This window comes from Nocardia thraciensis (genome assembly GCF_054782435.1).
The window spans coordinates 15,712-35,337 of record NZ_BAAGSM010000011.1 but is presented as its reverse complement, the minus strand read 5'-3'; the positions used below and the strand labels follow the sequence as shown (position 1 = coordinate 35,337).

Sequence of the window (19,626 nt, the reverse complement as noted above, 5' to 3'; positions counted from 1 at the left end):
ATCTCGGTCACCTCGACCAATCCATATGCAATTCTCAGGTTTTGCCCGAATCCGTTGCGTAGGTGCGACTTTGCCCCTCAGTTCCGGTTCAGGAAACAGCCCAGATCTCGGGTCGCGAGTGTGTGCCGCAGCACAAAAACAGGCGCGGATTCAGCCGATTGTCGAATCTTCCTCCATCAGGTCGGCATTCAGCGCAATGGCGGCGGCCGGGGCGCCAGCGGCGGTCGCACGCCCGCGATCTCCGGCAGGCCGGTGGCGACCAGCACCCGCCCCGACCGCAACGCCCGGCCGCCCGCCAGCCGCAGCTCGAATTCCGGACCGGAGCCCGCCGCGCCGATCGCCCGATCGTCGATCAGCTCGACCCCGTACCCGGCGGCCAGCAGTTCGGCGGGCGACATCCCGTCCCGGGACAGAAGGCCCTGTATATGGTCGGCCGGAGCATTGCGCGGCTGCCCCGCACCGGCGATTTCGGCAAGCAGTGTTGCCGTTTTCGGGACGACTCGAATCTTCTCCCACGCCGTGTTTCCGGGCACGAAATCAGGGTCTTCCCTGTTGCAGAACGGGTTTCCAGCCGGGACGCTGGAAGAGGTGAACCCTCCGCTCGAAATCGGCCAGCTGCGCTCCCCCGAACCGCACGTCGTCACCCCCGATACAGTGCACGATCTACGGGGCCGTGACGTCGACGAATTGCGTTATCCCGCAACGTCGGCCGTGATCTTCACGGGGGTTCCCGGCGCGGGCAAGAGCACCGCGCTGCGCCGCCTGTTCGGCGATGTGGGCACGGCGGTGGCGGCGGTCGAGCACGGCGGCGCGACCCTCGTGGACTCGCAGCAGTCCCGCAACTGGTGGCATTTGCGGCTCGGGTGGCTGCCGTACGCGCTGTGGTTGCCGATCGTGCATCTCACCCACTACCGCCGCATCCGCCGAGCGCTGCACGGGGCTCGCACCCCGGTGGTGGTGCACGACTGCGGAACTCGCCGATGGGTTCGCCGTCTGATCGCGTCCTGGGCCGCGCAGGGGGGCCGAGAGGTACACATCATCATGATCGACGTCGCCGCCGAGGCGGCGCAGGCCGGGCAGCGCGCACGCGGTCGCCGCGTGAGCCGGATCAGCTTCGCACTGCACTACAGCCGCTGGCGGCGGATCGTCGGCCGCGTCGCCGACGGGACCGCGCCGCGTCCTGTTCCCACCTCCGTGGTCGTGCTCGATCGCACGACGGTCTCCAAGCTGCGGGCGATTTCGTTCATTTCCTGAGTGCCTCGAATCCGAGCCTGGCGGGGCCCCGGCGTTGCTATCGTCTCGCCATGTCCGTCCGCGTCGCCCCCGTCACACCGGCGGAATTGAGCGCGGACGATCAGGAACGGCCCGCGCGGCCGCTGTCCGGAATTCCGGAGCGCATGGTCGCCGTCGGCGCGTTCGCGCTCGCGGTGCTCGCACTGTGGCAGGTGTTCCGGCCCCTGCCCCAGGGCAGCCAGTACTACCTGGTGCTGTTCCTGGCGGGGGCGCTGCCGCTGGTGTTCGTGTCGTACCGGTCCGGGGTGCGGTGGCTGGATCGGCGCGCGGGACCGGGGCCGCTCGATTGGGCGCTGGCCGCGGTCGCGCTGGTGGTGTGCCTGTATCCCGTGCTGCCGTGGGCGATCGGGACCGGCGGCGGCGGATACGACGCGTTCCTGGACCGGCAGGGGCTGCTCGAGCCGGTCGACGTCGTGCTGGGTGCGGTGCTCCTGCTGTTGATCCTGGAGGCCTGCCGCCGCACCACCGGATGGGTGCTGCCCGGGGTGTGCCTGCTGTTCCTGGCCTACGGGTACTACGGCGGCCTGCTCCCGCAGCACTGGACCATCGCCCACGCCGGGCTGAACTTCGATCAGGTCGTCGACGCCCTCTACAACTCCGGCAGCGGGTTCTACGGGACGCCGCTGGACGTCGCGGCGACCTACATCGTGTTGTTCACCATCTACGGCGCGGCACTCGAATTCTCCGGCGCCGCACAGTATTTCGTCGACCTTTCGGTGGCGCTGTTCCGGCGTTCACGCAGTGCGGCGGGACGCACCGCGGTCGCCTCGGGTTTCCTGCTGGGCACCGTGTCCGGATCCGGCACCGCGACGGCGGTCAGCGTCGGCGCGGTGACCTGGCCCATCCTGCGGCGCGCCGGGTACCGGCCGGAGCAGGGCGCGGGGCTGCTCGCGGCCGCCGGGGTGGGCGCGATTCTCTCGCCGCCGACGCTCGGGGTCGCGGCCTTCATCGTCGCCGAGTACCTGAACGTCTCCTACCTGACCGTCCTGGGCTGGGCCACCATACCGACCGTCCTGTACTACCTGGGAATCTTGTTGGCAGTCGAGATCGACGCCCGTCGCCTACACACCCCAGGCGCACTACACGACCTCAGCAAAACCCCACCCCCGCCACACTCGGCCCACGACCCCACCGAAGCCGCCCCGCACTCGGCGCACGAACCCGGCGACACCGTTCCCACACCGCGCTCGGCCCACGATCCCGGCGACACCCCGGCCGCGTCGCGGACGGTGTGGAAGTTGCTGGGGCTGTTCGGGTATCACTTCTTGTCGTTGGTTGCGATCGTGGCGCTGTTGTTGATCGGGGTCAGTGCGACCCGGGCTGTTGTGTATGCGACCGTGCTCACCTTCGTGCTGGCGATCGTTGATCGCCTGGTGCGCCGGAGAATTTCGCCCGCCGCGAGCCGAATCTCCGTGGGCGGGTTCGTCGCCGAGCTGCTGCGGACACTGTCGGCGGGGGTGCGCTCGGCGCTGCCGGTGGTGGCGGTGTGCGCGGCGGCCGGGGTGATCACGGCCATGACCACCAAGACCGGGCTCGGCGCCCAGCTCGCCTCGCTGCTGATCGAGGTCGGCTCCGCGCTGTCGGACAACGCAAGCGTGGTGCTCGCCTGCACCGTCGTGCTCGCGGCGGTGGCGCTGGCGCTGCTCGGCCTGGCGGTGCCGGTGACGGCCTCGTTCGTGATCGGCTGGGCGATCATCGGCCCGGCGCTGATCCAGCTCGGGGTGCCCGCGCCCGCCGTGGCCATGTTCACCTTCTACTACTCGGTGCTGTCGGAGGTGACGCCGCCGACGGCGCTGGCCGCGGTCGGCGCCTCGGCCATCACCGGCGCCCGCGCCGTCGCCGCCATGTGGCAGGCGCTGCGCTACGCGCTGCCCGCGTTCCTGGTTCCCGTCGTGTTCGTGCTGACCGACTCGGGCGAGCATCTGCTCGGGCGCGGCGCGGTACTCGACGTGCTGGCGGTCTCGGCGGTCACGGCGCTCGCGGTGGCGGCGCTCGCGGTCGCCACGGGCGGCTGGATGTACGGCATCGGACCGGCGGGGCCCGCCGCCCGGATCCTGGCCGCCGCGGCCGGGCTGACGCTGCTGTACCCGAGCCCCGTCACCCTCGCCGCCGGACTCGCGCTGCTCGCCGGTGCGGCCGCGGCGGCCCTACGCACGCGGCGCCGGTCGGCGATCCGCTCGCTTCCCGCCGGAGGAGAATGACATGAGAAGAGCCGCAATCATTGTCGTCGCGGTGGCGGTGTCGGCCGCGCTGCTCAGCGGATGCGGTGGCAGGCGTGACAGCGCCAGCACCGACTCCGGGGGAACGGTGACCTGCCAGGTGTCGCAGGAGGTGCGGGTGGGCATCGCGACGGGCAATGCCACCGGCGTCTACTTCGCGCTCGGCAACGCCTACGCCGAGCAGCTCGCGGCGGCCACCGACGGCAAGGTCAAGGCCACCGCCGCGGAGACCGGCGCCTCGGTGCAGAACATCCAACAACTGGTCGCCGGTACCTATCAGGTCGCCTTCTCGCTCGCCGACACCGCCGCCGACGCCGTGCTCGGCACCGGCGGCTTCGACGGCCGCAAGCAGCCGGTGCAGGCACTGTCGCGGATCTACACCAACTACACGCACGTGATCGTGCGTGAGGGGGCCGGTATCAACTCGGTCGCCGACCTGCGCGGCAAGCGGGTGTCCACCGGGTCGCCGAAGTCCGGCACCGAGGTGATCGCGAATCGGCTGGTGGCCGCGGCGGGCCTGAACCCCGATACCGATATCGCCGCGCAGCGACTGGATCTGACCAAGACCGTCGACGGGATGAAGGACGGCTCCATCGACGCGATGGTGTGGTCCGGCGGCCTGCCCACGCCCGGCGTGACCGACCTGTTCACCACCGCGCGCGACCGCGTGCGGTTCCTCGACGTGTCCGGTCAGCTCGGCGAACTGCGCAAGATCAACCCGGGCTACGAGCAGGGCGTGATCCCGGCGGCGGTCTACGGCCTTGGCGCCGACGTCCCGACCATTGTGGTCCCCAACCTCCTCCTGGTCCGCGACGACCTGGACGCCAACCTCGCCTGCGTCCTGACCCGCACCCTCTTCGACCGCAAACCCCAACTGGAACAAGCAAACCCGGCTGCCAAAGGCATCACCAAGGAAACCGCGCGCAACACGGCCCCGGTGACTCTGCATCGAGGTTCAGAAGTCGCCCTCGGCTGAATTCCCCCATGCTATTCGCCGGGAACGGTCAGGGTACGTGGATCTGTTGGGCGGCGGGTAAGGCGTGGAAGGTGGCGGGGAGGGTGCCCGCGGGGTCGCCATCGGCGGTTACCGGGGCGTTCGGGGCGGTCAATGTGATTGTGGCGGCTCGGTATTGGGTGACGGCCGGGTGGTCGATGCGTTTTCCGGAGGAGAGGGCGGGGAGCATGCGCAGCATTTCGCGGCGGGACATGACACCCACCACGGTGAGGTCCAGCAGGCCGTCGTCGACCGTGGCGTCCGGGCAGATCATCATGCCGCCGCCGTAGGTACGGGTATTACCGACCGCCACCATCACCGCGTCCGTCTCGACCACGGTGTCACCGGGCTCCCCTGGCACACCGGACAATTCGATCCGGTACGGCACGGCCAGGCCGCCCGCCAGCTCGGCGAGGGCGGCGAAGGTGTAGCGCAGCGAGCCCTTGGGGCGGCGCATCCGGTTGGCGCGCAACGTCACCCGGGCATCGAAGCCGGTGCCGGTCACTGTCGCGAACCGCAGCGGCCCGCCGTGTTCGGCCGTCACCATCTCGGATTCGACCGTGCCGAGATCGATCGACCGGGTGCGGCCGCCGAGCACGATATCCGCGGCCGCGACCGCGTCGTCGTCGGGAATGCCGAGTTCGCGGGCCAGGTCGTTACCGGTGCCGCCGGGCACCAGCCCCAGCGGCACACCGGCTTCCGCGAGCGCCCGCAGCGTCAGGCACACCAGCCCGTCCCCACCGGCGCAGACCACCGCGTCCGGGGCCTCGCCTCGGTTCCCGACCGCCGCGCGGACGAGATCGACCGATTCCGCGGCCGTCGCGCCCCGGATCTCGGTGACCTCCACCCCGCGCTCGGCGAACCGCGCCCGGGCCGCGGCGGCGGCCCTCAGTCCCCGCCCCTGGCCGGACAGCGGGTTGGTCACCAGCAGTACCGATTCGATCGCGCTCACGATTGTCCACCCGTCACCGCGTCACTCGATGGAATCAGCTTGCCCGGGTTGAGGATTCCGGTCGGGTCCACCGCCTGCTTGACCGCCGTCAGCACGCGTACGCCCAGGTCGCCGATCTCGTCGGGCATCCAGGGCCGGTGGTCCTCGCCGATGGCGTGGTGGTGGGTGATGGTGCCCGACGCCGCGACGATGGCGTCGCCCGCCGCTTGCTTGGCCCGCAGCCACTGGGCGATCGGATCCTCGAGCTGCTTGGCCACGACGGTGAAGTAGAGCGACGCGCCGGTCGGGTAGGTGTGCGAGATGTGGCACATCACCAGGGCCGAGGTGCCCTGGGCGGACAGCGAATCCGTCAGCGCCGCCGTCACCTTCGCCTTCAGCTCGGCCAGGTTCGACCAACTGGTCGCGGTTTCCAAGGTCTCGCAGAGGATTCCGACATCCAGCAGCGCGTCACGCAGGTACGGCGCGGCGAACCGGCCGTGCTCCCACTCCCGCGCCGGTTGCTCGCCCAGCGCGGCGCCGCCCGCCGCCTCGAGCAGGGCGCACGCCTCGGCGCCGCGCGCCGCGACATGGGCCGCGGCGCCCTCGAATGTGGTGATCGCCAGGCAGCCGGTCACCGCGGCGCCGCCCACGTCGCCGGAACGGGCGAGGTTGAGCCCGGTCTCGGTCTCGTCGGACAGGCGCAGCACGGTCGGTGCGGCGCCCGCCTGCACCACGGTGCGCAGGGCCGCCGCCCCGGTCGCGAAATCCGGGAACGACCACGCCTGGTACGCAACGGTTTCCGGGGCCGGGTGCACCCGCAGCGTCACCTCGGTGATGATGCCGAGGGCGCCCTCGGATCCGGAGAACAGCTCGCGCAGGTCCGGACCAGCCGCCGAGGCGGGGGCGCGGCCGAGATCCAGTGTGCCGCTGGGGGTTGCGATCCGCAGCCGCTGGATCATGTCGTCGAACCGGCCGTATCCGGCCGACGCCTGCCCGGACGAACGGGTCGCCGCGAAGCCGCCGATGCTCGCGAACTCGAAGCTCTGCGGGAAGTGGCCGAGCGAAAGACCGTGCCCGGCAAGGAGTTTCTCCGCCTGCGGGCCGGTGAGCCCGGCGCCCAGGGTGACGGTACCGCTCACCGTGTCGACATCGGCCACCGCGTCGAGGCGCCGGAGATCCACGGCGACAACGCAATCGAAGCGCCCCCGCGCGGGGTCCACGCCGCCGACCACGCTGGTCCCGCCGCCGAAGGGCACCACCGCGATCCCCGCTTCGGCACATCGGATCAGCAGCGCCTGCACCTCGTCGTGGTCGGCGGGGAAGACGACGGCGTCGGGGGCGTCCTGCGGCCCGTCGGCACGGCGACGCAGCAGGTCGGGGGTGCTCTTGCCGCCCGCGTGCAGGAGCCGGTCCCGGTGGTCGACCGACACGTGACCCGCGCCGACCACCGAGGACAACTCCGCGAGGCGGGCCGCCGTCAGCGTCGACTCGCGAAGCGGCACCTCGCCCTCGTCGCGACGAGCCACCGACTCACCGGACACCCCGAACACCTGGGCCAGCAGCGTGCGGATCCGCTCCGAAAGCGGAGCGTGACCGGCCGGAATGCCCCAGGCGTCCCACACCATGTTCGGGCGCGACCCCGACCCGCCCGGCATTCCCGACGAGGACGTCTGCTGCTGAGTGTCGACCATGCGTTACAGTGTGACATAGAATGTCAAGCAGTAACGACAGACCCGGCCGACCGGCACGGTCGCGCCCACAACCCGGCGGTGACACTGCGATGCACACGACCGATGCCGACGAGCTGTCGGCCATCGACCTGGCGATCCTCGATGCGGGACGGGCCTGCGTCGAAGAATTCGGGGTTCGCCGCACCACCCTGACGGAAGTGGCGCGCCGCGCCGGGGTGAGCCGCCCGACGGTGTACCGGCGCTGGCCCGATACCCGCTCGCTGATCGCCCAACTGCTGGTGCGCGAGATGCGCGGCATCGTCGGACGGACCATCCCTACCGGCGGGAGCGCGCGCGCCCGCCTGGTCGAGGGCGTGGTGTCCGGCGCGGCGACCCTGCGGGCGAATCCGTTGTTCGCCAAGATCTTCCGCACCGACACCGACCTGATGCTGACCTATGTCTTCGGCCGCCTGGGCCGCAATCAGCGCGAGCTGATCCTGCTGTTCGCCGCCGTGATCCGCGAGGGCCACCGCGACGGCTCGATCCGCGCGGGCGACCCGGAGCACCTGGCCACCATGCTCCTGCTGATCGGACAGTCCGCGGTCCAGTCCGCCGGAATGGTCGGCAGCCTCCTCGACGAACAACACCTCGACGCCGAACTGGCCCGCGCCGTCGACGGCTACCTCCTCCCCGAAGACGGAGACCGCCTCGCATGACCGTCCCCGCCCCGTCCCCCGCACCCTCCCAGGGCCCTGCGAAGGGTGCGCGAACAGGCGAAGAGTGCGCCGACACCGTCGCACCACGGACGGTTCAAGCCCTCGACGCGAAGACCGGACAGGGCGACGCGATCACGCACCCCGGGCACGTTCCCGCACTCGTTCCGAGCGCTGTAGCGAGTGCGGGAACGTGGGCGGGGTGCGTGAGTGACGGTGTATCCCACGGTGTGAGTGCTGCCGGATCCGGAAGCGGGGATCGGCGTCAAGGGCTGTCCGGGAAGGTCGACAGGTGATGGGAGTCGCGGAATGAGTAGTGCGCGTGGCGGGTTCGGGGATTCCGCGCTGAATGCGGAGCGGCGGAGCAGGGAACTGCAGGCGCTCGGTGACGGCGGGGGAATCGATGTGCTGGTGGTCGGGGGCGGGGTCACCGGGGCCGGGGTGGCGCTGGACGCGGCGGCGCGCGGGTTGCGGACGGTGCTGGTGGAGAAGCACGACCTGGCGTTCGGGACCAGCCGGTGGAGTTCGAAGCTGGTGCACGGCGGGTTGCGGTATCTGGCGAGCGGCGGGGTCGGCATCGCGCACGAGAGCGCCGTCGAGCGCGACGTTCTGCTCACCACCACCGCACCTCATCTGACAAGGTCCATCCCCCAGGTGGTTCCGCTGCTGCCGGAGGTCGGACTGATCCAGCGAGCCCTCGTGCGCGCGGGTTTCGTGGCGGGAGATGTGTTGCGCCGCACCGCCGGTACGCCGGCCGCGGTCCTGCCGCGTTCGCGACGGGTCGCGCCGGCCGAGGCATTGCGACTGGCACCGACCCTGCGCCGCAACGGTTTACGCGGCGGCCTGCTCGCCTGGGACGGTCAGCTGGTCGACGACGCGCGGCTGGTCGTGGCGATCGCCCGCACCGCCGCCGCGTACGGCGCGTCCGTCCTCACCCGAGTCGAGGCACGGCAGGTCACCGGAGATTCGGCCGAGCTACAGGACCTGCGCACCGGCGAAACCCTCACCGTGCGAGCGCGTTCGGTGATCAATGCCGCCGGGGTGTGGGCCGACCGGGTCGACGGCAGCATCGAACTGCGGCCCAGCCGCGGCACCCACCTGGTCTTCGACGCCGCCGCGTTCGGCGGCCTCACCGCCTCGCTGACCGTGTCCATCCCGGGCAGCACGAGCCGTTTCGTCTTCGCCTTCCCCGCCGCGCACGGCAGGGTCTATCTCGGCCTCACCGACGAGGACGCCCCCGGCCCGGTGCCCGACGAGCCGCGGCCGACCGATGGCGAGATCGACTTCCTGCTCGATACCGTGAACACGGTGCTGCGAGAACCGTTGCACCGCAGCGATATCCGGGGCAGCTTCGCCGGACTGCGGCCGCTGCTGCGCACGGGCGGCGCCGACACCTCCGATATCTCCCGCGAACATGCCGTGCTGCACTCCCCCGGCGGTCCCGTCACCGTGGTCGGCGGCAAGCTCACCACCTACCGGCAGATGGCCGAGGACGCCGTCGATGCCGCGATCGCGCACGCCGGACTGTCCGCCACGCCCTGTCGTACCAAGCGAATTCCCCTGGCGGGAGCGGTTTCCGGTGCCGACCGCGACCGCATCTCCGCTCCACCACTGCTCATCGAGCGGTACGGCACCGAGGCCACCGCGGTCCTCGAACTCGCCCGGCGGGATTCGGCACTCGGGGAACCGGTGGCGCCCGGAATCGACGTACTCCGTGCCGAATTCGCCTATGCGGTCGCACACGAGGGCGCGCTGGACGAGGGCGACCTGCTCGATCGCCGCACCCGCATCGGGCTCGTCGCGGACGACCGCGCCGCCGCCCTGCCCGCGGCACAGCACGCGATCGCACAGCACAGCGCGGGCTGACAGCAGCGGCCCCTTCGGCTCAGGACTTGTTGCCGCCCAGGTCGGATCGCACGCCCGCGGGGTCGGCGACGGCCGCCATCCGGCCGTGCGGGGTGTCTTCAGTTCGAACCAGGACGCGGCGCCGACATGCTCGGTCCAGTTGCCCGCGCTGACGATGCCGATCGCACCGAACCCGGTGTGCAGGCCGGGGCTGCCACACTCCCACTCCGGCGCCGCTCGAGTCGGCCAGGATCGCCATGCTGCCCAGGTCCCCCAGCGCCATCGGGGGCACGATCACCCGTCCGCCGCGCGCAGCCGCGGCGTCCGCGGCCCGAGAAACTCATCGGCCACAGAGCCACTCGACACGGCGATTTCCGAGATCTCCGAACGGCTGACGCAGATCGGCGCCGAACACCACCGGACGAACTGAACCGCAAGGCCCGCCCCCGCCGTCCCGCCGCGGTCAGCGGTTAGTCCCCCTGGGCCTCCAGCTTCGGAACCAGGCGCTCCAGCATGCCCGCCAGCAACCGCTCCTCCGCCGCGGACAGCTCCGCCAGGGCCTTGTAGGCACGCACCTGCGAGCCGCGGATCCGCGCGGCCAGCTCCCGCCCCTCTTCGGTGGCCGCCAGGTATTTGACGCGCCGGTCGGACGGGTTCACGGTGCGCCGGACCAGCCCCCGCGACTCCATCCGGTCCGCGACGCCGGTCAGGTTGGACGGATCACATGCCAGCCGCCCGGCCAGCACCCGCATGGGTAGCTCGTCCGGCGGTTCGTTCAGCGCCAGGAGCAGCTTCGCCTGGGTCAGCGTCAGCCCGTGATCCTCCGCGGCGGTGAGGAAGTCGTGCAGGTACGCAGACACGAATCGCGAGATCAGCAATGCGAGCGTGCTCTGCGTTGTGGTCGAGCTCATAGGGGCGATCCTACCGGCGCGTTTGACAACGACGATCGTTGAATCCTTAGATACTTGAACACTTCAAACATATGCGCGTTCAAGCTTCTGGGAGGTATCCGAGATGGAGCGGAAGGGCTCGCTGCTGACCGGCGTCCTGGCATTCGCGGCGATGATCGTGACGGTGATGCAGACCCAGGCGGTCCCCATCCTGGGTCTGATCGCCACCGACCTGCGAGTGTCCACGACCTCGGTGAGCTGGGTGACCACGGCGACGCTGCTGTCCGCGGCGGTGTGCACTCCGCTGCTGGGCCGCGTCGGCGACCTGTACGGCAAGAAGCCCACACTGCTGGCCGTGCTGGTGGTGGCCGCGGTCGGCTCCACGGTGTCGGCGCTGGCCGAGTCCCTGGGCGTGCTGTTGGTCGGCCGGACCCTGCAGGGCGCCGCGACGGCGATCTTCCCGCTGGCGCTGGCGATGCTGCGCGAGGAGGTTCCCGCCGCACGCCTGCACCACGCGATGGCGATCGTGAGCGGCACGCTGGGCTTCGGCGGCGGCCTCGGCCTGGTCGCGACCGGCCTGCTGACCAAGGGCGCCGACCCCGATTACCACGTCGTGTTCTGGTTCACGGCCGCCTTGGCGGTATTGGCCCTGATCGCGGCCGTCGTCGCGGTGCCCAACACCGGAAAACGGCATCCGGGCAGCGTGGACCTGCCGGGCGCGATCACGCTGGGCGGCTTCCTGATTCTGCTGCTGTTGCCGGTCTCGCAGGGCCACGAGTGGGGCTGGGCGTCGGCCGCCACGCTGGGCTGTTTCGCCGGGTCAGCCGTGCTCGCGGTGGCGTGGGTGGTCACCGAGCGCAAGGTTCCGGCGCCGCTGGTGGATCTGAAGATGTTCACCCACCGGCCGGTGCTGTTCACCAACCTGGCCGGGATGTTCGTCGGCTTCTCGATGTTCCTGCTGTTCATGGGCATCTCGTATCTGGCGCAGATGCCGAAGCATCTGGCCGGGTACGGCTTCGAGGCGTCGATCCTGCGCGCCTCCGTGGAATATCTGCTGCCCACCGCACTCGCGTCGATGGCCGCGGCTCCGCTCGGCGGCATCCTGGTCGGGCGGTTCGGCGGGCGCTGGGTGCTCGCGCTGGCCGGTCTGGTCGGGCTCGGGGGGTTCGCCTGGCTGGCGCTCGCCCACGACGCGACCACCTCGGTGATCTGGGGCGGCGTGGTGGTCGGCGCCGCGATCAGCCTGGCCTACGCGGCCATGCCCGCCCTCATCGCCGATGCGGTCCCGCATCATCAGAGCGGGATCGCCAACGGCATCAACTCCATCTCGCGCACCGTCGGCAGTTCGCTGGGCAGCGCCATCATCACCACCCTGCTCACCGCGAAACTGCTTCCGCACCTGCCGATCCCACAGGAAGGCCAGTTCACCGCGGCATTCTGGGTCGGCGCGGGCGCCTGTGCCGCAACGATTCTCGCGGCATTGTTCGGCCTGCGCCCCGAACATCGTGGCACGGCAACGGAATCCGCCGAGCAGACGTCCATCACCGAACCGGCCGCGATCGGCTGAGTCGTACCGCGTTCGTAGCCCCTCGACCCGCAGCACGGCCTGGTCATCCGATCGCCCTTCGCTCAGAAGCAGAACTTAGGCAACCGTAGTTGACGACATCGAATTTAGTCAATAGAAGTTGCCTATATCTACGGGTGTCGCCGGACTACCGTTCGCACGCTTTCGACGGGACCTCAATGCCGGGTGAGCGAGACCTCGCTCTCGACGTGGGTCAGCTTCTGCGGATTGCGGACGAAGTAGAGGCCCGCGATGCGGCCTTCCGCCATCGCGAACGTGATGACCCCGTCGAGCTCGCCGTCGAGGTGCACCACCAGCGCCGGGTTGCCATTGGCCACCGAGAGTTCGGTCGTGAAGGAGACCGCGAACTTGGCGGGACCGCGGGTGAGGAGGCGGGCCACCCGCTCGGCGCCGCTGAGCGGCCGCAGCAGCGCCTGCTTGACCCCGCCGCCGTCGCTCACCAGCACGACGTCCGGCGCGAGCACGTCGAGCAGGCCCTGCGGGTCGCCGGTCTCGAGCGCCCGGCGGAACGACTCCAGCGCCGCCCGGGTCTGGCTCGGGGTGACGACCGCCCGGGACCGCCGGGCATCGACGTGCTGGCGGGCGCGATGCGCGATCTGCCGGACGGCCGCGGCGCTCTTGTCGACGGCGGCAGCGATCTCGTCGTAACCGACGTCGAAGACCTCGCGCAGCACGAATACGGCCCGCTCGGTCGGCGAGAGCGTCTCGAGGACGAGCAACAGCGCCGTCGAGACGCTCTCGGCCAGCTCCACGTCCTCGGCCACGTCCGGCGCGGTGAGCATCGGCTCCGGCAGCCACTGGCCGACGTAGGACTCCTTGCGCCGCTTCATGGTCCGCAGACGGTTGAGCGACTGCCTGGTGGTGATCCGGACCAGGTAGGCGCGCTGGTCACTCACCCGCGTCAGATCCACCTCGGACCATCGCAGCCAGGTCTCCTGCAGCACGTCCTCGGCGTCCGACGCCGACCCGAGCATCTCGTAGGCGACCGTGAACAGCAGGTTGCGATACGAGACGAAGGCCTCGGTCGCGGGATCGACGGCGCTCACGACTCGCCCTCGCGGCCCTGATCGCCGTCGGCCCTCGTGCATGCCTCCACGGCAGAGTCCTCTCGTCGGTGGTCGTTCGATCCAACACGACACACCGCCCGGAGGCACACGGCGGCCAGCGGTCCGGCGGCGATCCACGGCGCGATGCCCATGAGTCCTCCTTCTTCAGGTGTTCGACCTGAAGACACCGCGCGAACGACCGCTGTGACAGCCCGTGGGCCAGGTCACTACCCGCCGAAGACGTTGCAGCCGTTGCCGAGGTGGACGCCGAGGCCGACGCGCAGGGCGAGGCTGGCCGGGGGCAGCTCCGCGGGCTGGCCGTCCTGGACGGCGGTGAGCAGGTGCGGCCCCTGGGTGGCGGGCACCCATCCGCTCAGGGCGTAGGCGCCGCCGGGCTTGACGCGGCCGACCGGAACGCCGTTGTCGAAAAAGGTGACCGGCGCGGACGGATCGTCCACGAAGGCCTGCAGCGTGTAGTGGCAGCCGGTGCCGTAGTTCGTCGCCATCCCGAACGCCATATCGGGCGTGGCGCCCAGCCGCATGGCCGAGGCCTGTGCCGCTTGCGGCATCGCCAAGCCGACGACGGCCGCCGTGCCGAGGAGCCCCGCGCCCACCGTGGCGCGCAGGCGCCCGCGCCGGTCGACCGGGGTGGCTGTGTCGTCTGTTCGCTGGCTGCGCTCGCTCATATGTGTCCTTGCTCGTCTCCGTCGTCCGACGCCGGGCACGCCCGGCAGCATTGATCCTCGCGCGAGATCCGAGTCGGGGAGGGGTGAATCGCCGAGGTTTGTGTCCATCGCCAACTCCGAGCGCCTTCCCGCAGCCCACGAACCGTCCGGCGTAGGCTCGGAATTTGTCGAGCAGCACCGCCGGACCTGCCCGGTCGGGCCGGATGACCCGGGCAGGTGGGACAGGAGGACGGGAGACCATGCACCGCAAGGCACCGACGCACGACATCGACGAGGCCCAGCTCAGCGTCACACCTCCCAAGCACGAGGCCGCGGGCGTGACGGCCGTCGCGGTCGCGCTGGAGCGCGGCGTCGAGGAGATGGGCCTGGTCCGCACCGGCCGCACCCTCGCCCGCCTCAACCAGCGCGACGGCTTCGACTGCCCCAGCTGCGCGTGGCCCGACCCGACCGGCGCCCGCCGGGTCGCGGAATTCTGCGAGAACGGTGCCAAGGCGGTCGCCGAGGAGGCGACGCTGCGCACCGTCACTCCGGAATTCTTTGCCGCCCATCCGATTTCGGAGCTGGCGACCAAATCCGGGTACTGGCTCGGACAGCAGGGCCGCATCACCGAGCCGATGGTGCTGCGCCCCGGCGACACCCACTACTCCCCCATCTCCTGGGACGACGCCTACCGGCTGATCGCCGATTCGCTGCGCGGGCTGGCCTCCCCCGACGAGGCGGTCTTCTACACCTCCGGCCGCACCGCCAACGAGACGGCGTTCCTGTATCAGCTGCTGGCCCGCTCGTTCGGCACCAACAATCTGCCGGACTGCTCGAATATGTGCCACGAATCCTCCGGCGCCGCGCTGACCAGCTCGATCGGCATCGGCAAAGGTTCGGTGACGATCGATGACTTCCCGCGGGCGGACCTGATCCTCATCGCCGGGCAGAATCCCGGCACCAACCATCCGCGCATGCTCAGCTCGCTGCAGCACGCCAAACGCCACGGCGCCCGGATCATCGCCGTCAATCCGCTGCCCGAGGCCGGGCTGCTCGGGTTCCGCGATCCGCAGACGGTCAAGGGTTACACCACCGGCCAGCGCATCGCCGACGACTTCCTGCAGATCCGGCTCGGCGGAGATATGGCGCTGTTCCAGGGCTTGGGCAAACTGCTGCTGGAGGCCGACGACCGCGACCCGGGTTCGGTGGTCGACCGCGCCTTCGTCGGCACCCACACCGCGGGCTTCGCCGAGTACGAAAAGCAGCTGCGCGCGGTCGATCTCGCCGTGGTCGAGCAGGCCACCGGGCTGCGCCGCGACGCATTGGAGCACACCGCGCGGCTGCTCGCCGAATCGAGGGCCACCATCGTGTGCTGGGCCATGGGTCTCACCCAGCAGCGGCACGGGGTGCCCACCATCGAGGAGGCCACCAACCTGCTGTTGCTGCGCGGCATGATCGGCAAGCCGGGCGCGGGCGTGTGCCCGGTGCGCGGCCACTCCAACGTGCAGGGCGACCGGACCATGGGCATCTGGGAGCAGATGCCCGAAACCTTCCTCGCCGCACTGGATTCCGAGTTCGGCATCACCAGCCCCCGCGCGCACGGGTGGGACACCGTCGACTCCATCCGCGCGCTGCGCGACGGCCGGGCGAAGGTGTTCGTCGCCATGGGCGGCAACTTCGTCTCCGCCACCCCCGACACCGCGGTCACCGAGGCCGCGCTGCGCAGTTGCGAACTGACCGTGCACGTCTCGACCAAACTCAACCGCAGTCACGTCGTGCACGGCGCCACCGCGCTCATCCTCCCCACGCTGGGCCGCACCGACGAGGACCTGTCCCCCAGCGGCGCCAAACAGCGTGTCTCCGTGGAGGATTCGATGTCCATGGTGCACCTGTCGGTGGGACGGCTGCGGCCCGTCAGCCCGCACCTGCGCAGCGAGGTCGCCATCGTGTGCGAACTCGCCGGGGAACTGCTGGGACCCGGACATCCGGTGCCCTGGGAGGAGTTCCGGCGCGACTACGACCGCATCCGCGACGCCATCTCCCGGGTCGTCCCCGGCTGCGCCGACTACAACGCGAAGGTGCGCCAGCGCAACGGCTTCCAGCTGCCCCACCCGCCGCGCGACGCCCGCGAGTTCCGCACCGCGACCGGCAAGGCCAACTTCGCGGTCAACGAGCTGCGCTGGCTGCCCGTGCCCGAGGGCCGCCTGATCCTGCAGACGCTGCGCAGCCACGACCAGTACAACACCACCATCTACGGCCTCGACGATCGCTACCGCGGCATCCACCACGGCCGCAAGGTGGTGCTGGTGCATCCCGACGACATCGCCGACCTCGGGTTCGCCGACGGTCAACTGGTGGACCTGGTCTCGGAGTGGACCGACGGCACCGAGCGCCGCGTCACCGGATTCCGCCTGGTCGGCTATTCCACCCCGCGCGGTAATGCCGCCGCCTACTACCCCGAGACCAATCCGCTCGTCCCCCTCGACCACGTCGCCGAACGCTCCAACACCCCGGTCTCGAAGGCCGTCACCGTACGCCTGGAACCCGGTACCGCGCCATGAGCAGAGTTACCGCACGACGGAAGACGATTCGCCTCACCCCCGCCGGACAGGTCCGGCGTCCGGACACGCTCGCGGTCGAGGAGCCCCTGGAGCTGCGCGTGGACGGACAGTCGCTGACCATCACCATGCGCACCCCGGGCGACGATATCGACCTCGCCCACGGATTCCTGTTGAGCGAGAACATCATCGGCGCGCGCGAGGACATCGTCTCGGCACGCTACTGCGCGGGCGCCGACGAGAACGGGCACAACACCTACAACGTGCTCGACATCCAATTGCGCACCCCCACACCGATCCTCGCCCGCAACTTCCTCACCACCAGCGCCTGCGGGCTGTGCGGCAAGACCGCCCTCGACGAGGTGCGCACCCGCACTCGCTTCCCCCTTCCGGCGGACGGGCCGGTCGTCGACACCGACGTGCTCTCCGTGCTTCCGGACGAGCTGCGCTCGCGCCAAACGGTTTTCGACGCCACCGGCGGCCTGCACGCGGCCGGGCTGTTCACCGCCGACGGCACGGCCCTCGCGGTGCGCGAGGACGTCGGCAGGCACAACGCCGTCGACAAGGTCATCGGCTGGGCACTGCGCGAGGACCGCGTCCCCGCCCACGACCTCGTCCTCGTCGTCAGCGGCCGCGCGTCTTTCGAACTGGTGCAGAAGGCGGTCACGGCGGGCATCCCCGTCCTCGGCGCCGTCTCCGCCCCCAGTTCACTCGCCGTCGACCTGGCCGCCGAATCCGGGCTCACCCTCGCCGGATTCCTGCGCGGCGACACGATGAACGTCTACTCCGGCGCCCACAGACTGGGACTGGCCGACTCCACCGCCGCATCGAACGGTGCTACGCTGCGGCGCTAGAACACGTTTCAATTCGGCGGGAGTTTCCATGGCAGCGCAGCAGATCCGCGAGGCGGTCGAACGGTACGTACAGCTGGTCGAGACCGGCCCGACCGCGGAAATCCTGGCGCTGTACGCGCCGGACGCCGTCGTGGAGGATCCGATCGGCAGCGACCCACGCCGCGGACACGCCGCCATCGGCGAACTCTACGACGCGCTCGCGCAGGTCCAGCAGCGCAAGACCGAATTGCACACCCTCCGCGTCAACGGCAACCACGCCGCGGTGTCGTTCACGCTGGTGACGGAGGCGGGCGACTCCCGGATGACGCTGTCCCCGATCGACGTCATGGAGTTCGACGACGAGGGCCGCATTACCAGCATGCGCGCCTACTGGGGCCCGGACGACATGCGGGTCGAACAGATCTGACGCATACAGCGCTTGGACCGGGATGACCGGAGTCGCCGCCGAATGCACGGGGCCGCAGCGAGACTCGTGCGCGGCGGTGCTCGGTTCCGAATCGCGGTGAGCGCAACTCGTGCCCGTCGGTCGTGCGCTTCGCTAGTGTCTCCCGGTCGGATGATGTTGTGGAGGAGTGCGCGTGACCCTCGAGTCGGCCATCGGTATCGAAGCCTCGCCGCATCCGCTCGACGACCCGGTTCGGGGATCGCTACGCGGCGAACACCGCCGGTTCGCGAGCTGGGTAGGGCGGATCGGGCGCTACGACCCGGAGGTCGCGCGGTTCGTCGGCCACCCGGCGGTGCTGGACGCACAGGACTGGGCCGATCTGGCCACGCTCCTCGGCCCGGGCGGCAGCACCGGGCTGCGCGGTCCCGACCACGTGCCGCCCGACGGCTGGACGGTGCTGGACAAGCTTCCGTCGGTGCAGATGGACGGGGCCGGGCTGCGCGTCGCCCACGACCCTGAGTTCGATGTGCTCACCGCCGCGGACCTCCCCGAGATCCTGGAGTTGATCGCGCGCACCGAACCCGGGCCCTACGCTCCCCGAACCATCGAAATGGGCACCTACCTGGGCCTGCGGGTGCACGGCCGGCTGGTGGCGATGGCGGGCGAACGCATGCACCCGCCGGGCTGGACCGAGATCAGCGCCGTCTGCACCGACGCCGAATTCCGCGGGCGCGGCATCGCCTCGCGCCTGATCCGCGCGGTCGGCGCGGGCATCCGGGCCCGCGGCGAGACACCGTTCCTGCACGCCCTCGCCCGCAACACCACGGCGATAAGCCTCTACGAAACCCTGGGCTTCACCCTCCGCCAACGCTCCGCCCTCACGATCGTCCAAGCCCCCTCGGACCTCAACTAGTCCGTTTGTGAGAGATCCCGGCCAAAAGCATGCCGGGAAGACAAAAGATGTAGAGGGCAGCATCCGGGACCTGAACGGACCACAAAGGACGTAGAAGCAGCACCCCGAGACCTGAACGGACCCACCCGACTGTACGCCCAATCTCCGGCGTGCCGTCCACCCCCAATTCCGGCGTGCCGTCCAACCCTTTCCCGCGTGCCGTCCACCCCTTTCCGGCGTGCTTTTTGCCGGAAACCATCTTGTACACGCCGAATGTCCGGTTTACCGTGGCTGCATCCGATACGGGGCGGGCGAACGGAGGGTCCGATGCGGATCTCGGTGCAGCGGGCGGGCGACAGTCTGCGGGTGCGGATGCGGCTGGACGTCAATCGGCGGCGGTGGCTGATCACGAACATCTCGCTGTGGGTTACCGCGGTGATCGGCGCGTTCACCGGGTTGTGGGCGGTCTTCGCCCCCGCGGCCTGGTTTCGCGGCTTCCCGGGGCTCGGCCTGAACTGGGTCGCCGCCGACGGACCCTACAACCACCACCTCGCAGGAGACGTCGGCGCGTTCTTCCTGGCGATGGCCGCGGTGACGGCCGCCGCCCTCTACTTCGGCGACAGCCTGCTGGCGCGCGTCGCCGGGCTGGGCTGGCTCGTCTTCGGCGTACCACACCTCGTCTACCACCTCGCCCACAAGCCCGCCGAACTGTCCACGAGCAGTTACACTCTCAGTCTCATCGGCTCGATCCTCCTCCCCGCCGCGGGCCTCGCGGCCATGCTCGCCGCCCCCCGCGAACGCACCCAACTCCGCGACCCGGCCCCCTGGACCATCCGCCTACGCCGCCGCCACTGATCTCCCCGCTGGCCCCAGCACGGCTGGTATCCGTCCCCACACGACCCACCGCCCGGTCCCCACACGGTTCTTTCGTGTGGGGCGATGATTTTGGGGGCTCGGCGGCGTCGTAACAAGTGAAGCCGCCCAGGCGATTTCCGGACAAAGGGATAAAGGTTCAACGGCGAACCACGGGGGGTCAATGGCGATCCCCGTCAACGGGCGCGGCCGGTTCTCCGGCCGTCACCGATT

At 70.3% G+C, this 19,626-nt stretch carries 18 protein-coding genes; 11 read left to right on the top strand and 7 right to left on the bottom strand.

The window, feature by feature from the left end; all coding sequences use genetic code 11:
• Nucleotides 1-188: 188 nt before the first annotated feature.
• Complete coding sequence (locus ACYVLQ_RS05225; protein WP_460696225.1) at nt 189-533, bottom strand: hypothetical protein; 345 nt, start codon at nt 531-533, stop codon at nt 189-191.
• Nucleotides 534-588: 55 nt separating this feature from the next.
• Between ACYVLQ_RS05225 and ACYVLQ_RS05220 the strand changes: the two genes are divergently transcribed.
• From ACYVLQ_RS05220 to ACYVLQ_RS05210, 3 genes are read left to right on the top strand one after another with little or no spacing between them, the layout of a single operon-like run.
• Nucleotides 589-1,254, top strand: coding sequence for an AAA family ATPase (locus ACYVLQ_RS05220; protein ID WP_460696224.1), 666 nt, complete (start codon nt 589-591; stop codon nt 1,252-1,254).
• A 50-nt stretch (nt 1,255-1,304) separates the two neighbouring features.
• A complete protein-coding gene (locus ACYVLQ_RS05215; RefSeq protein ID WP_460696223.1) occupies nt 1,305-3,494 on the top strand; it encodes a TRAP transporter permease in 2,190 nt (729 codons plus the stop codon).
• 1 nt (nt 3,495) lies between these two features.
• Nucleotides 3,496-4,488 carry a TAXI family TRAP transporter solute-binding subunit gene (locus tag ACYVLQ_RS05210; RefSeq protein WP_460696222.1) on the top strand — a complete coding sequence of 331 codons (993 nt, stop codon included), beginning with the start codon at nt 3,496-3,498 and terminating at the stop codon, nt 4,486-4,488.
• 28 nt (nt 4,489-4,516) lie between these two features.
• Here the strand turns inward: ACYVLQ_RS05210 and ACYVLQ_RS05205 are convergent, their stop codons facing one another.
• A complete protein-coding gene (locus ACYVLQ_RS05205; protein WP_460696221.1) occupies nt 4,517-5,458 on the bottom strand; it encodes a YegS/Rv2252/BmrU family lipid kinase in 942 nt (313 codons plus the stop codon).
• A complete protein-coding gene (locus ACYVLQ_RS05200; protein WP_460696421.1) occupies nt 5,455-7,062 on the bottom strand; it encodes an FAD-binding oxidoreductase in 1,608 nt (535 codons plus the stop codon). The genes ACYVLQ_RS05205 and ACYVLQ_RS05200 overlap by 4 nt, the downstream gene beginning before the upstream one ends.
• Before the next feature lie 155 nt (nt 7,063-7,217).
• Between ACYVLQ_RS05200 and ACYVLQ_RS05195 the strand changes: the two genes are divergently transcribed.
• Nucleotides 7,218-7,823, top strand: coding sequence for a TetR/AcrR family transcriptional regulator (locus tag ACYVLQ_RS05195; RefSeq protein WP_460696220.1), 606 nt, complete (start codon nt 7,218-7,220; stop codon nt 7,821-7,823).
• Between the two features lie 306 nt (nt 7,824-8,129).
• Nucleotides 8,130-9,686, top strand: coding sequence for a glycerol-3-phosphate dehydrogenase/oxidase (locus ACYVLQ_RS05190; RefSeq protein ID WP_460696219.1), 1,557 nt, complete (start codon nt 8,130-8,132; stop codon nt 9,684-9,686).
• A gap of 19 nt (nt 9,687-9,705) precedes the next feature.
• Here the strand turns inward: ACYVLQ_RS05190 and ACYVLQ_RS05185 are convergent, their stop codons facing one another.
• Entirely contained in the window at nt 9,706-9,948 is a 243-nt protein-coding gene (locus tag ACYVLQ_RS05185) for a hypothetical protein (protein ID WP_460696218.1), read from the bottom strand.
• A 187-nt stretch (nt 9,949-10,135) separates the two neighbouring features.
• Nucleotides 10,136-10,576 carry a MarR family winged helix-turn-helix transcriptional regulator gene (locus tag ACYVLQ_RS05180; protein WP_460696217.1) on the bottom strand — a complete coding sequence of 147 codons (441 nt, stop codon included), beginning with the start codon at nt 10,574-10,576 and terminating at the stop codon, nt 10,136-10,138.
• A gap of 103 nt (nt 10,577-10,679) precedes the next feature.
• On the opposite strand from ACYVLQ_RS05180, the gene ACYVLQ_RS05175 reads away from it, so the two are divergent.
• Nucleotides 10,680-12,122, top strand: a complete 1,443-nt coding sequence (locus ACYVLQ_RS05175) for an MFS transporter (protein WP_460696216.1) — start codon at nt 10,680-10,682, stop codon at nt 12,120-12,122.
• A gap of 173 nt (nt 12,123-12,295) precedes the next feature.
• Here ACYVLQ_RS05175 and ACYVLQ_RS05170 read toward each other — a convergent pair whose 3' ends face one another.
• Both ACYVLQ_RS05170 and ACYVLQ_RS05165 read right to left on the bottom strand, forming a co-directional pair.
• On the bottom strand, nt 12,296-13,186 hold the full coding sequence (locus ACYVLQ_RS05170; protein WP_460696215.1) for an RNA polymerase sigma-70 factor: 891 nt from the start codon (nt 13,184-13,186) through the stop codon (nt 12,296-12,298).
• A 227-nt stretch (nt 13,187-13,413) separates the two neighbouring features.
• Nucleotides 13,414-13,872 (bottom strand): hypothetical protein, encoded by a 459-nt coding sequence (locus ACYVLQ_RS05165; protein ID WP_460696214.1) that lies wholly within the window; start codon nt 13,870-13,872, stop codon nt 13,414-13,416.
• Nucleotides 13,873-14,111: 239 nt separating this feature from the next.
• Here ACYVLQ_RS05165 and ACYVLQ_RS05160 point away from each other — a divergent pair, with 239 nt between their 5' ends.
• From ACYVLQ_RS05160 to ACYVLQ_RS05140, 5 genes are all read left to right on the top strand, one after another.
• Entirely contained in the window at nt 14,112-16,412 is a 2,301-nt protein-coding gene (locus ACYVLQ_RS05160) for an FdhF/YdeP family oxidoreductase (RefSeq protein WP_460696213.1), read from the top strand.
• Entirely contained in the window at nt 16,409-17,263 is an 855-nt protein-coding gene (gene fdhD, locus ACYVLQ_RS05155) for a formate dehydrogenase accessory sulfurtransferase FdhD (protein ID WP_460696212.1), read from the top strand. Before ACYVLQ_RS05160 ends, fdhD begins: the two co-directional genes overlap by 4 nt.
• A gap of 28 nt (nt 17,264-17,291) precedes the next feature.
• The gene (locus ACYVLQ_RS05150; RefSeq protein WP_460696211.1) at nt 17,292-17,669 is read left to right on the top strand and encodes a nuclear transport factor 2 family protein; all 378 of its coding nucleotides are present in this window, start codon (nt 17,292-17,294) and stop codon (nt 17,667-17,669) included.
• 172 nt (nt 17,670-17,841) lie between these two features.
• Nucleotides 17,842-18,561: a GNAT family N-acetyltransferase gene (locus ACYVLQ_RS05145; RefSeq protein ID WP_460696210.1), complete on the top strand. Its 720-nt coding sequence runs from the start codon at nt 17,842-17,844 to the stop codon at nt 18,559-18,561.
• A 306-nt stretch (nt 18,562-18,867) separates the two neighbouring features.
• Nucleotides 18,868-19,395 (top strand): hypothetical protein, encoded by a 528-nt coding sequence (locus tag ACYVLQ_RS05140; protein WP_460696209.1) that lies wholly within the window; start codon nt 18,868-18,870, stop codon nt 19,393-19,395.
• The last annotated feature ends 231 nt before the right edge of the window (nt 19,396-19,626 follow it).

Bases quoted from the DNA above. Each gene is read 5' to 3' on its own strand.
- ACYVLQ_RS05160 (WP_460696213.1), top strand. From the start codon at position 14,112: ATGCACCGCAAGGCACCGACGCACGACATCGACGAGGCCCAGCTCAGC.
- ACYVLQ_RS05165 (WP_460696214.1), bottom strand. From the start codon at position 13,872: ATGAGCGAGCGCAGCCAGCGAACAGACGACACAGCCACCCCGGTCGAC.
- ACYVLQ_RS05200 (WP_460696421.1), bottom strand. From the start codon at position 7,062: ATGGTGTGGGACGCCTGGGGCATTCCGGCCGGTCACGCTCCGCTTTCG.
- ACYVLQ_RS05190 (WP_460696219.1), top strand. From the start codon at position 8,130: ATGAGTAGTGCGCGTGGCGGGTTCGGGGATTCCGCGCTGAATGCGGAG.
- ACYVLQ_RS05215 (WP_460696223.1), top strand. From the start codon at position 1,305: ATGTCCGTCCGCGTCGCCCCCGTCACACCGGCGGAATTGAGCGCGGAC.
- ACYVLQ_RS05175 (WP_460696216.1), top strand. From the start codon at position 10,680: ATGGAGCGGAAGGGCTCGCTGCTGACCGGCGTCCTGGCATTCGCGGCG.
- ACYVLQ_RS05185 (WP_460696218.1), bottom strand. From the start codon at position 9,948: ATGGCGCTGGGGGACCTGGGCAGCATGGCGATCCTGGCCGACTCGAGC.
- ACYVLQ_RS05180 (WP_460696217.1), bottom strand. From the start codon at position 10,576: ATGAGCTCGACCACAACGCAGAGCACGCTCGCATTGCTGATCTCGCGA.
- ACYVLQ_RS05195 (WP_460696220.1), top strand. From the start codon at position 7,218: ATGCACACGACCGATGCCGACGAGCTGTCGGCCATCGACCTGGCGATC.
- ACYVLQ_RS05210 (WP_460696222.1), top strand. From the start codon at position 3,496: ATGAGAAGAGCCGCAATCATTGTCGTCGCGGTGGCGGTGTCGGCCGCG.
- fdhD (WP_460696212.1), top strand. From the start codon at position 16,409: ATGAGCAGAGTTACCGCACGACGGAAGACGATTCGCCTCACCCCCGCC.
- ACYVLQ_RS05150 (WP_460696211.1), top strand. From the start codon at position 17,292: ATGGCAGCGCAGCAGATCCGCGAGGCGGTCGAACGGTACGTACAGCTG.
- ACYVLQ_RS05140 (WP_460696209.1), top strand. From the start codon at position 18,868: ATGCGGATCTCGGTGCAGCGGGCGGGCGACAGTCTGCGGGTGCGGATG.